This window comes from uncultured Parolsenella sp., assembly GCF_958346945.1.
Classification (GTDB): domain Bacteria; phylum Actinomycetota; class Coriobacteriia; order Coriobacteriales; family Atopobiaceae; genus Parolsenella.
In genome coordinates this window covers 1-11,408 of sequence record NZ_CATVTL010000021.1, presented here as the reverse complement: position 1 = coordinate 11,408, position 11,408 = coordinate 1, and the positions used below count along the sequence as shown (strand labels likewise).

The following is an 11,408-nucleotide window of genomic DNA, read 5'->3' as shown; positions in this document are numbered from 1 at the left end:
CCACGGTCGTTGCCGCCGCGGAAGCCACCGCGGTCGCCGCCGCGGCTGTCACGGCCGCCAAAGCCGCCACGGTCACCACGGCCGCCACGGTCGCCGCCGCGGTCGCCGCCGCGGAAGCCATTGCGGTCGCCACCACGGCTGTCACGGCCGCCAAAGCCACCGCGGTTGCCGCCACGGTCGCCGCCGCGGAAGCTGCCGCGCTCCTCGCGGTCCTCGTCGAGGCCGAGGGCAACGAGCGGGTCGATGACCTTGTCGAGAAGGGCGGAGAGCTGCTCCATGTCCTCGGCGGAGAGGCCGGGGACGAGGGCCTCGCCCTTGCGCTCGAAGGCCTCGGCGCGCTCGACGGCGCCCTCGTCGGCCATGATGACGACCTTGCGCATGTCGGGCTCGGAGGGCTCGATGCGGGCCACGACGTCGTTCTTCTCGGCCTCGGCCATCATCGCGTCGAGCTCGCGAAGGCGCATGCCCAGCAGCTCGGACATCTCCTTCTGCTCCATCTTGGGCTTGAGCTGCAGGAGCTTGATGGCGCGGACGAGGGCGCTGGACTTGTTGCCCTTCTCCTCCTGCTCGCGGCGCTGCACGGCACGGCGGCAGCGAAGCAGACGGGCGGCCTTGTTGGCCTTGTCGAACAGGACGTCGTCGGCGCTGGCCTCCTCGGCCTTGGGCTGCTCCTCGACCTCGGGGGTCTCGACGGCCTCGGCCTGCTCCTCGGCAGCCTCCTCGGTGGCCTCAACCTGCTCCTCGGCGACCTCGGCCACGGTCTCGTTGTTCATCTCGTCGTTCTCGAACTGGGACATCATGTCTCCTTCTTGCGCCTCGCTGGCGCTCATCTGGCGCGTCACTTGCGCCCTCATGCCGGATTCCTCAACTCAGATCATCTATGTCATTCGTCACTGTGCCCCTTCCGGGGCGCCCGGCACCAGCGGACTAGTTTAAGGCCCAACCTGCGAAAACGCCGCGCGGCGGCCACATTCACCGAAACGCCAAGACGCGCGCGGCCACGTTGTCGCAGCCGCGCGCGTCCCGCGCGTTGGTGTGGATTTTGGTTGGGCGGGCCGCCCGCCTACTCCTGGCGGTAGATCGACAGGAAGTCCGCGAGGTCGTCCATGCACTCGGCGAGGACCTCGATGCGCGGCAGGTAGACCACGCGGAAGTGGTCGGGCTGCTCCCAGTTGAAGCCGCCGCCGCGCGTCACGAGGATCTTCTTCTCGTGCAGCAGGTCGAGGGCGAACTGCTCGTCGTCGTGGATGTTGAACTTCTTGACGTCGATCTTGGGGAAGATGTAGAAGGCCGCCTTGGGCTTCACGGCCGTAATGCCGTCGATCTCGTTGAGGGCGCGGTAGACAAAGTCGCGCTGCTCGCACACGCGACCGCCCGGGCGCACGTACGTCTCGACGCTCTGGTAGCCGCCCAGCGCCGTCTGCACGATCGACTGCGCGGGCACGTTGGAGCACAGGCGCATGTTCGACAGCATGTTGACGCCCAGGATGAAGTCCTTCATGCAGCGTAGGTTGCCCGACAGGATCATCCAGCCGATGCGGTAGCCGGCGATCATGTGGCTCTTCGACAGGCCGGAGAACGTCACGCACGGCACGTCAGGGGCAAGCGAGGCGATCGAGACGTGCTCCACGCCGTCCATGCACAGGCGGTCGTAGATCTCGTCCGAGAAAATCATGAGCTGGTGGCGACGGGCGAGGTCGACGATCTGCTCGAGCACCTCGCGCGGGTAGACGGCGCCCGTGGGGTTGTTGGGGTTGATGATGACGAGGGCCTTGGTGCGGTCGGTGACCTTGGCCTCCATGTCGGCGAGGTCGGGGTACCAGTCGGCCTGCTCGTCGCACAGGTAGTGGACGGGGTGGCCGCCGGCGAGCGTGGCGCAGGCCGTCCACAGCGGGTAGTCGGGGCTGGGGATGAGGATCTCGTCGCCGTCGTCGAGCAGGGCGTGCATCGAGAGCTGGATGAGCTCGGATACGCCATTACCGGTGTAGATGTCCTCCATGTTGACGTTGGGCAGGCCCTTGACCTGCGCGTACTGCATGATGGCCTTGCGCGCGGAGAACAGGCCGCGCGAGTCTGAGTAGCCCTCGCACTCGGTGAGCTGCTGGCGCATGTCCTTGACGACCTCGTCGGGCGTGCGGAAGCCAAACGGGGCGGGGTTGCCGATGTTGAGCTTGAGGATGCGCTCGCCCTCGGCCTCCATGCGAGCCGCCTCGTCGACGACGGGGCCACGGACGTCATACAGGACGTTATCGAGCTTGTTGGACTTCTTGAACTGCCTCATGGGGATGCTCCCTGTCGTTGGGGCCGCGTGGCCCTGGATGCCAGTGGTGGGCGGCGCCAGGCGCGTCGCAGGTGTGGGTGCGGCCGCGGGCCGCGCGCTAGCTCGCGCCTCCTGGCCGGGCTGGATGCCCGCAAGCCATTCGGCCGAGGTGCCGAGCAGCCTCGCGAGCAGGGCGAGCGCGGCGGGACGAGGCTCGACCTTGCCACTCACGTATTGGCTGACCTGGCTCTTCCCAAGCTTCTCGCCTGTCTCGCCGGCAAGGCGCACGAGGTCTGCCTGCTTGAGGCCCGCCTCCTCCATGGCTTGGACGAGTCGCGTTGCAAAGGGTTCCTGCTCCATGTCCTCGCCTCCAAAAGTTCAATTTGAGCGGATCCTGACCCGCTTTCGTGGCCAAAATTGAACTTACGTGCATCGCTAGTTCAATTTTGAACTCACCCTAGCACACAAAATTGAACTCACGGCCATCCCGAGCGAAAAAGACGCGAGCGGGCGCGTTTTGTGGACATGCGGTGACAGCTTCCCGGCAAGGGGTGCCCCGCCCCATCATTTGTTGACCGCTCAACATCCAATGTCTACAATCCGCTAGATGTTACCTAGTCAACATATCGAGGTACGGCCCGCCCACTACCTCGCAAGGAGTCCCATGAACCCACTGCGCACGGCCTGGTGCCGCACCTACCAGGCGGCCTTTCGCCTCGTCCTGCCCGTCCTCCCCTACCGCGAGCCCACCATTCTCCACGGCGTGGAGGAGGTGCCGGCCGCCCTTGCCAAGGAGGGGACACGCTCGGTCTTGCTCGTGACCGACCCGGGCATCGCGCGCCTTGGCCTAACCAAGGGCCTTGAGCAGGCACTTTCTCGCGCGGGCATTGACTGCGCGGTCTTTGACGGAACGGTTGCCAACCCCACGGTCGCAAACGTAGAGGAGGCGCTGGGCATCTACCACGACGCCCGCTGCGAGGCCATCATCGGCTTTGGCGGCGGCTCGGCCATGGACTGTGCCAAGGCCGTGGGCGCGCGCGTGGCCCAGCCCGCCAAGACGGTGGGGAGCATGCGCGGCCTTTTGCGCGTGCACCGCGGGCTGCCCACGCTCGTTGCCGTACCCACCACGGCAGGCACCGGCAGCGAGGTGACGCTCGCCGCCGTCATCACCGACGAGAAGACGCGCTACAAGTACCCCATCAACGACTTCTTCCTCATTCCCTCCTACGCCGTCCACGACTGGCGCCTCACGCAGGGGCTTCCCGCCGCCATCACGGGGCAGACGGGCATGGACGCGCTGACCCACGCCGTCGAGGCGTTCATCGGACGGAGCACCACGGCCCACACGCGTCAGATGGCGCTCGACGCCACGCGCCTCATCCATGACAACCTGCTCGACGCCTACCGCAACGGCAGCGACGGGCAGGCGCGCACCAACATGCTCACCGCGGCCTACGAGGCGGGCATCGCCTTCACGCAGTCATACGTGGGATACGTCCACGCCATCGCCCACAGCCTGGGCGGCCGCTACGGCATCCCGCACGGCCTCGCCAACGCGGTGATCTTGCCGCACGTCCTGCGCGCCTACGGCGAGAGCGCGGCGCCAAGGCTCGCCGTCCTCGCACGACACATGGGCATCTGCCCCAGCGAGACGCCCGATGCCAAGGCCGCCCGACGCTTCGTCATCTGGGTCGACGAGATGAACGGGCAGCTGGGCATCCCGCGCCACCTCGATGGCATCCGCGCAGCGGACGTGCCCGAGATGGCCGCCCACGCAGACGCCGAGGCAAACCCGCTCTACCCCGTGCCCCGTCTGTGGGACCGCGCCCAGCTCGAGGACATGTACCGTATAGTTGCCGGAGGACGCTTCGCCGACGAGCCCTCGCCCACCCGGGCGGACGGGGCGAGCGCCGGGCGGGTAACGACGCAAAGGAGCCAGCAGTGAACGAGCAGCAGATAGCGACCATCGTCAAGCGCCAGCGGTCATACTTCATGACGCACGCGACTATGGACGTGGCCGCGCGCAAGGCCGCGCTCGACCGCCTGCTCGCGGCCGTGCGCGCCCACGAGGACGGCATCGCCCGCGCGCTTCACGAGGACCTGGGCAAGTCCTTCGACGAGAGCTACATGTGCGAGATTGGCCTGTCGCTCTCGGAGATTCGCTACCAGCGCGCCCACCTCGCACGCTGGGCAAGGCCGCGCCTGCGCCCCACCGACCTCGCCAACGCCATCGCCACGAGCCGCGTGGAGCGCGTGCCCTATGGCGTGACGCTCGTCATGGCGCCATGGAACTACCCGTTCCTGCTCACGCTCGAGCCGCTCGCGGGGGCGCTCGCCGCGGGCAACACCGTGGTCGTGAAGCCCTCCGCCTACGCGCCGGCGTCGAGCGCGGTGCTCGCCACCATCTGCGCCGAGGCCTTCTCGCCCGAGCTCGTGAGCGTGGTCGAGGGAGGGCGCGCCGAGAACGAGGCCCTGCTCGACCAGCGCTGGGACAACATCTTCTTTACCGGCAGCGTTGCCGTGGGCAGGCTCGTCATGCAGCGCGCGGCCGCCCACCTCACCCCCGTGACGCTCGAGCTGGGCGGCAAGAGCCCCTGCATCGTCGAGGCAAGCGCAAACCTTGCCGTGGCGGCGCGGCGCATCGCCTTTGGCAAGTGGCTCAACGTTGGCCAGACCTGCGTGGCGCCCGACTACCTGCTGGTAGACCGCCACATAAAGGGCGAGCTCATCGAGCTTGTCCGCGCCGAGGCCACCAAGATGTACGGAGACGACGCACTTGCCAACCCCGCCTTTGGCAAGATGATCAACGAGAAGCACTTCCGCCGCGTGCTGGGGCTCATCGACCCCGTCAAAGTGGTCATGGGCGGCGGCTCTGACGCCACCACGCTGCGCATCGAGCCCACCATCATGGACGGCGTCGAACCCGACGACGCTGTGATGGGCGAGGAGATCTTTGGCCCCGTGCTGCCCGTCATCGCCTACGACGACCTCGACGAGGCCCTGCGCTTCGTGGAGCAGCGCCCCACGCCGCTTGCCCTCTACCTCTTCACCCAGGACCGCACGCTCGCCCGTCGCGTCATGCGCGACGTCGCCTTTGGCGGCGGCTGCGTTAACGACACGATCATGCACATCGCCACCTCACACATGGGGTTTGGCGGCATGGGCAACTCGGGCATGGGCAGCTACCACGGCCGCAAGAGCTTCGAGGCCTTCACGCACGAGAAGAGCGTCGTGAGCAAGGCGACGTTCTTCGACGCGCCCTTCCGCTACCAGCCCTACGCCAGCTGGAAGCGCTTCTTCGTGCGCAAGTTCGTGCACTAGCGCACGTCCCTTGGCCGTCTATGAGGGAGGGGCCGGCGCGACTCGCGCGCCAGCCCCTCTCGGCATATCTATGGAGCAGAAAACGCGTCGCTACACCAGCTTGCCGGCGCAGTGGTCGATGCCGTGCTGCACGACCTCGGCGACCCAGCCGGAGTACTTGCGCGTGCGCGACTCGAACCTGCCGTTCACCAGCGCGTCGAACTTGACGCGAACGAGCTGGAAGCGGCGCACCTCGGTGTCGCGGTCGAGCGACAGGCAGCCCTCGGTGGCCTTGTAGGGAGCCATGGAGGCGACGATCTTGGGGTTGAACATGACCTGCGGGCCGTTGGCGCCCTCGAAGGCAATGATGGCCTTGGAAAAGCCGATCTGGTTCGCGGCAAGGCCGACGCAGTCCTCGTTGGCAGCCATGGTGTCGAGCAGGTCCTGGGCGACCTCGGCGTCCTCGACCGTGGCAGGCTCGGCAGGCTTCGCGAGGAACTCCTCGTCCTTGATGATGTCCTTGATCACGTTGACGACCTTTCTTCTGGGCCGCGCGTAAGGTGCGCGGCCACGTGCGTGCCCCTCGATGATACGTGATTGGGGACGCGAGCGCCCGCGCTCATTCGAGGGCGCGCAGGCTGAGCGAGCCATGGTAGCGGCCGTCGACCCCAAATACCGCGTGGGCGAGCATGAGCAGGCGCCCTCCCGAGGTGCCCATCTCGTCCTCGATGGGAATCCACGCCGGGTCGAAGTGGCAGCGGTCGTACATGACGGTCTTGCCCACGGGCAGCCAGACGCCGTTGACCCGCGCGATGCGCATCGAGATCGTGCCGTGGTTCCAGTCGTCGCGCCGGGCCGAGCGCACGTCGAGCACCTCGCGCGACATGCCGTCATAGATGTCGACCACCTCGAGCGTGCCTGCGGCCGGGTTCTTGCTTGCGATCGCAAACTCCGAGAACACGTGAGTTGCCGCGACCTGCGCCAGCCGCCCGAGCCGCTCGCGGGGCACCACGGCGGCCTGTTCGGAGATGTAGCGCTCGAGCAGGGTACCGCGCTCGTCAAGGCGGCAGTCAAAGAGCACCCACTCGGAGAAGGTGGCGCTCACCTGCCCCTCAAGCAGCGGGTCTGGGTCTTCCTCGAAGTAGACCGAGGGGCGCACGATCTGCGCGAACGCCTCGGTGGGCGCCTCGATGAACTCGCGCTTTCGCCCGTTCCAATAGTGGGCCATCGTATAGATGTCGTCCTCGACCAGGTCCGTGATGGTCATGGCTTCCTCCGCCTCGCCTTGGCGCCGCCCCGCGCGGCATCCCTTTGCTGGGAGGGTACGGGCCACGCGGGCCCTCAGGCGCGCGAGTCAAAAGAAAGTCCCGGGCGGACTGACACGAACCTGTCCATAACCTGTCCAGATTTGCCGATTTTGGTACAAAATAGCTCCAACCTCGAGAAGAAGCTCGAGGTCGGAGCGTTATGGGTGGGTGTAGGGCGCCGCGACTTGGCGGCAAGTTTTTTTACTCCGCGGGACGGGCCATGATCTCGTCGAGCTCGGCATCGAGCTCGGGGTAGCGCTTGACCTTGAGGCGGTCGGCAAGGCGGCCGCGAGCCATCACGTGCAGCGGCTGACGCAGGGCCGCAAGGTCCTCGAGCGGGTTGCCCGCCACGGCGAGCAGGTCCGCGTCATAGCCCACGGCAACGACGCCCGTGGTATCCCCCAAGCCCAGGAGCTGGGCGTTTACCTGCGTTGCCGTGTGCAGGGCAAAGGCGTTGGAAACACCCACGTACTTGGCAAAGTAGGCAACCTCGCGCCACATGTCGTACTGCGTGACGTAGGGACAGCTCGAGTCGGTGCCCAGGCCCACGGGAATGCCCGCATCGAGCGCCTCACGGGCGCTCTTGATGATGCCCCCGCACACGATGTCGCCGTTGGTCTTCTGGACCTCGGTCGAGTGGGTCTTCTCGGGGTCGAGCATCACGAAGGGCAGCGCCGGCGAGATGGTGCAGGTGACGCTCGCGGGCCTGCCGCTCAGCTGGACGGTGCCGTTCTGGTACAGGTCGAGAATCTCGGGCGTCATGGGGGCGCCGTGCTCGATCGTGTCGACGCCGGCAGCGAGCGCCACCTGCACGCCCTCGGTGCTCTCGACGTGCGCCATCACAGGCATGCCCAGCTCGTGGGCAACGGCGCAGGCTGCAGAGGCGATCTCGGGGGACATGCGCAGCACGCCGGGCTCCCCGGGCTTCTCGGCATCAAAGACGCCGCCCGTCACGAACAGCTTGATGACGTCGGCGCCATGGGCGTAGATGTCGCGCACCATGTCGGCCGCCTGCTCGGGTGCCTGCGCCACCTGGGCAAAGAGGCCGGCCCCGTGACCGCCCGGCACGGTGACGCCCGTGCCCGGGGCCACGATGCGCGGACCCACGCACTTTCCCGCCTCGATGGCGTTGCGCACCGCGATGTCGCCGTAGAGCGGGTCGCCCGCGCCGCGAACGGTGGTGACGCCGCTCGCAAGCTGGTTCTGGGCCGAGCCACGGATGATGCGATGCAGGATGGCGCGGCCAATGGGGTTGTCGAGCTTCTTCATGAGCGCGCCGGCATCGCCCGAGCTCACAGGCTTGCCCGAGCCGCAGAAGTGCACGTGCATGTTGACGAGTCCGGGCATGAGGTAGGCGCCGCCCAGGTCGATGGTGCGCCCGCCCTGCGGTACCTGGGCGATTGCGGCAGGCTCGATGCGGGAGATCTTGCCGTTCTCGACGGCCACGGCCATGTTGCGCTGTGGCTGCATGTCCTTGGTTCCATCGAGAATCGTTGCGTTGACGAACAGCGTCGGACGCGTATCAGCGGCCATGGGGGCTCCTTGTCGTTGGTTGTGTGGAGCTAGGTTACCCGTTATGTAAAGCCGCGAGGCAGATGGTTCGGCGGCGTGTGAGCAGACCGGGACGAGCGGCCACGCGAGACGTGCGCGAGGAGTCGCAGCGCCACGAGGGCAGATGCCGGCCGGCGACGCCCTAGGGCCGCGGCGCCACGATGACGTCGAAGCGCACGGCCTTGCCGGCCACGCTGTGGCTGGGCTTGACGCCCGCAAGCAGCGGCGCCTTGGCCGGCCGCTTCACCACGACCTTGCGCGGGCCCGCCGCGATGGCCGCGCCCATGAGACGCTCGGGGTCTGCGCAGGGAGCCTCGAGGTGGTGGAGCAGCTGGAACTTCTTCTTGACCGCCGCGCTCTTCGTGCGCGCCGGAAACATCGGGTCGAGGTAGACCACGTCGGGCGCCCGGTCGAGCGAGCCCAGCACGTCGACGGAATCGCCCTCGACGAGGCGCATGCGACCAACGATACCCTCTAGCTGCGGCTCGTTGGCAGCGCGGCGCAGAGCGTCGGCAAGCAGCAGGGCAATCACGGGGTCGTTTTCGCACAACGTCACCGCAAAGCCCGCAGCGGCGAGCAGCAGCGAGTCCTCGCCGAGCCCCGCCGTGGCGTCAATGACAACGGGCTCGCCCGCGCCCTTGACGCGCGCCGCCCTCACAAGCAGCTCACGGCCCAGACGGTCTTGCCGCAGGCGGGGAAGAAGCTCGCGGAAGTCCTCGACGAGCTCCATGCCGTCGGCACACAGCCCCAGGGCATCTCCAACAAACCGCAGCTCAACGCTGCGCGGCAGCTCAAGCTCGCTCGCCCTGCTCGCAATCTCATCTTTCTCCACGGGCTCTTCCCTCCTCATCCGTTGACTTCGATTCTATCGCCCCGCCCTGCTGCGGACGCCTGATAGAATGGCGCCGTTACGAGGAGGACCCATGATTAACAGCAACGAGCACGCGAGGATCGCCGCGCAGGCCGAGCGCGTCTGCGCCGGAGCCGGCCACGACTGCGCCTTTAGCCGGGCGGGCAGCTCGTGCATGGACAACATCTCGCTGTTCGAGGGCCTTCCCGCGTCGGCAAAGCGCGAGCTTCTCGCACGCGCCCGTCACGCGAGCTATGACGAGGACGACATCATCGTCCACGAGGGCGACCAGATCGAGTCGATCGTCGTGGTGAGGTCGGGACGCATCAAGACCTTCCGCAGCACCTCCGATGGCGAACAGTACGTCCTCGATGTCCTGCACGAGGGCCAGGCCCTCTGGAACGGCATGTTTCTCGAGAAGCACACCTACGGCTACTCGGTGGCGTGCCTCACGCCGGTGCGCCTGTGCCTCATCCACCGCGCCGACGTCGAGCGCATGCTCGCCAACCACCCCGACGTTGCCATGGACCTCATCCGCATAGTGTGCACCGAGCTCAACCGCGCCGAGGAGCGCATCCTCATGCTCTCGATTCGCTCGCCCAGGCGCCGCCTTGCCGAGTACCTGCTCATTCGCGACCGCAGCTGCACAGGACCCGAGATTCGCCTCAAGCTCGAGGACATCGCGAGCTCGGTGGGCCTGCGCCCCGAGACGGTCTCGAGAAACATCGCTCGCTTCGACCGCGAGGGGCTCGTGAGGCGCACCGGCCGCGGCAGGCTGCTCGTGCTCGACCGCGAGGGGCTCGCGCGTGTCTCGGAGGCATAGGGAAGCGGCCGCGCAAGGAGATGCTGGCCCGCATCAGGCCGCACGACCAGGCACGGATGTTCGCCGCACCGACGGCGCACAGACCGGCCGCTCACAATGAGCCAAGCACGATATGGGCAACGACGTCGAGGGCGCGAATGGGGGGGCGGCGCCCGTCTCCCCCTCCCAAAGAGCCAGCTTGTTCGCCTATTCGAACGCTCTTTGTGGCGTTTTCATAAAGTTAGCCAGATTAAACAATATTTTTTCGTTATTTGATTTCGGTCAAGGAACTTATCGCGCGCACTCGTTATCTTTTCCGCTGACATCGCAAAGATTGATGGCTCACGGGCCGTCACCGCAAGCTCAGGAGAAGCCATGACGCAGGGGCGCGTTCACTCGATGGAGTCGTTTGGCTCGGCCGACGGGCCCGGCGTTCGCTTCCTCGTCTTTCTCCAGGGCTGCCCCATGCGCTGCCGCTACTGCCACAACCCCGACACCTGGGCGGGCAAGGACTTCCAGCTCATGGATGCCAACGAGATCCTCGACCGCGCCGAGCGCTACCGCAGCTACTGGGGTCCCGAGGGCGGCATCACCGTCTCGGGCGGCGAGGCCCTCGCCCAGCTCGACTTTGTGACCGAGCTGTTCGAGCGCGCCCACGAGCGCGGCATCAACACCTGCCTCGACTCGTCGCTTGCGCCCTTTACCCGCGACCCCGCGTGGCTCGCCAAGTTCGACCGCCTCATGGCCGCCTGCGACCTCGTGCTCGCAGACATCAAGCACATCGACCCCGAACGCCACCGAGACCTCACCGGCCGCGACAACGCCAACATCCTCGACTGCCTGCGCTACCTCAGCGAGAAGGGCGAGCCCGTCTGGATTCGCCACGTCCTCGTTCCCGGCATCACCGATGTCGACGAGTACCTCGAGCGCACCCGCGCCTTCATCGAGACGCTCGGCAACGTGCAGCGCATCGAGGTGCTTCCCTACCACACACTCGGCATCTTCAAGTGGGACGAGCTGGGCCTTCCCTACACCCTACGCGACGTCGACCCGCCCACGCCCGAGCGCGTGGCCCACGCCGAGCGCATCCTTCGCGGACAGGAGGCGAACTAGCCGAGGCGTCCGCGCACAGACTGTACGGCCGTGCCAAGCGCCCGTGCAGCACGCCAAACCGGTACCCCTCTCGGCGTCGACCGATGCCGAGACAAAGACAGCAGCGCCGAGACTGCTCCCCCAGCAGCGGCGCAAAAAGGAGGAAACATGCAGCTAAGGGACGAGTGGAGCGGCTTTAAGGGCGGCCACTGGGTGGACGACATCAACGTCCGCGACTTCATCCAG

At 66.9% G+C, this 11,408-nt stretch carries 10 protein-coding genes; 4 read left to right on the top strand and 6 right to left on the bottom strand.

Going from position 1 to position 11,408, the window contains the following annotated elements:
• Both Q3866_RS07735 and Q3866_RS07730 read right to left on the bottom strand, forming a co-directional pair.
• Positions 1–854: hypothetical protein (locus Q3866_RS07735; protein WP_301830819.1), on the bottom strand; the 854-nt coding region annotated here is incomplete at its 3' end.
• A gap of 209 nt (positions 855–1,063) precedes the next feature.
• Complete coding sequence (locus tag Q3866_RS07730; RefSeq protein ID WP_301830818.1) at positions 1,064–2,620, bottom strand: aminotransferase class I/II-fold pyridoxal phosphate-dependent enzyme; 1,557 nt, start codon at positions 2,618–2,620, stop codon at positions 1,064–1,066.
• Positions 2,621–2,924: 304 nt separating this feature from the next.
• Here Q3866_RS07730 and Q3866_RS07725 point away from each other — a divergent pair, with 304 nt between their 5' ends.
• Together Q3866_RS07725 and Q3866_RS07720 are read left to right on the top strand one after the other, a co-directional pair.
• On the top strand, positions 2,925–4,205 hold the full coding sequence (locus Q3866_RS07725) for an iron-containing alcohol dehydrogenase (RefSeq protein ID WP_301830816.1): 1,281 nt from the start codon (positions 2,925–2,927) through the stop codon (positions 4,203–4,205).
• Complete coding sequence (locus tag Q3866_RS07720; RefSeq protein ID WP_301830814.1) at positions 4,202–5,581, top strand: aldehyde dehydrogenase; 1,380 nt, start codon at positions 4,202–4,204, stop codon at positions 5,579–5,581. The genes Q3866_RS07725 and Q3866_RS07720 overlap by 4 nt, the downstream gene beginning before the upstream one ends.
• A 90-nt stretch (positions 5,582–5,671) precedes the next feature.
• On the opposite strand, the gene Q3866_RS07715 is transcribed toward Q3866_RS07720, so the two are convergent.
• The 4 genes from Q3866_RS07715 to Q3866_RS07700 all read right to left on the bottom strand — a co-directional run bounded on the left by Q3866_RS07715 (position 5,672) and on the right by Q3866_RS07700 (position 9,250).
• A complete protein-coding gene (locus Q3866_RS07715) occupies positions 5,672–6,088 on the bottom strand; it encodes a peptide deformylase (RefSeq protein WP_301830813.1) in 417 nt (138 codons plus the stop codon).
• A 91-nt stretch (positions 6,089–6,179) separates the two neighbouring features.
• The gene (locus Q3866_RS07710) at positions 6,180–6,827 is read right to left on the bottom strand and encodes a hypothetical protein (RefSeq protein ID WP_293826392.1); all 648 of its coding nucleotides are present in this window, start codon (positions 6,825–6,827) and stop codon (positions 6,180–6,182) included.
• Between the two features lie 241 nt (positions 6,828–7,068).
• Positions 7,069–8,400, bottom strand: coding sequence for an amidohydrolase family protein (locus Q3866_RS07705; RefSeq protein ID WP_301830811.1), 1,332 nt, complete (start codon positions 8,398–8,400; stop codon positions 7,069–7,071).
• 160 nt (positions 8,401–8,560) lie between these two features.
• On the bottom strand, positions 8,561–9,250 hold the full coding sequence (locus tag Q3866_RS07700) for a class I SAM-dependent methyltransferase (protein ID WP_301830809.1): 690 nt from the start codon (positions 9,248–9,250) through the stop codon (positions 8,561–8,563).
• A gap of 91 nt (positions 9,251–9,341) precedes the next feature.
• On the opposite strand from Q3866_RS07700, the gene Q3866_RS07695 reads away from it, so the two are divergent.
• Together Q3866_RS07695 and pflA are read left to right on the top strand one after the other, a co-directional pair.
• Positions 9,342–10,091 (top strand): Crp/Fnr family transcriptional regulator, encoded by a 750-nt coding sequence (locus Q3866_RS07695; RefSeq protein WP_293673150.1) that lies wholly within the window; start codon positions 9,342–9,344, stop codon positions 10,089–10,091.
• A 354-nt stretch (positions 10,092–10,445) separates the two neighbouring features.
• A complete protein-coding gene (gene pflA, locus Q3866_RS07690) occupies positions 10,446–11,183 on the top strand; it encodes a pyruvate formate-lyase-activating protein (protein WP_301830807.1) in 738 nt (245 codons plus the stop codon).
• Positions 11,184–11,408: the final 225 nt, after the last annotated feature.

Excerpts from the sequence above, each read along its gene's own strand:
- Q3866_RS07730 (WP_301830818.1), bottom strand. The coding sequence starts at position 2,620 with ATGGAGCAGGAACCCTTTGCAACGCGACTCGTCCAAGCCATGGAGGAG.
- Q3866_RS07705 (WP_301830811.1), bottom strand. The coding sequence starts at position 8,400 with ATGGCCGCTGATACGCGTCCGACGCTGTTCGTCAACGCAACGATTCTC.
- Q3866_RS07710 (WP_293826392.1), bottom strand. The coding sequence starts at position 6,827 with ATGACCATCACGGACCTGGTCGAGGACGACATCTATACGATGGCCCAC.
- Q3866_RS07725 (WP_301830816.1), top strand. The coding sequence starts at position 2,925 with ATGAACCCACTGCGCACGGCCTGGTGCCGCACCTACCAGGCGGCCTTT.
- pflA (WP_301830807.1), top strand. The coding sequence starts at position 10,446 with ATGACGCAGGGGCGCGTTCACTCGATGGAGTCGTTTGGCTCGGCCGAC.
- Q3866_RS07695 (WP_293673150.1), top strand. The coding sequence starts at position 9,342 with ATGATTAACAGCAACGAGCACGCGAGGATCGCCGCGCAGGCCGAGCGC.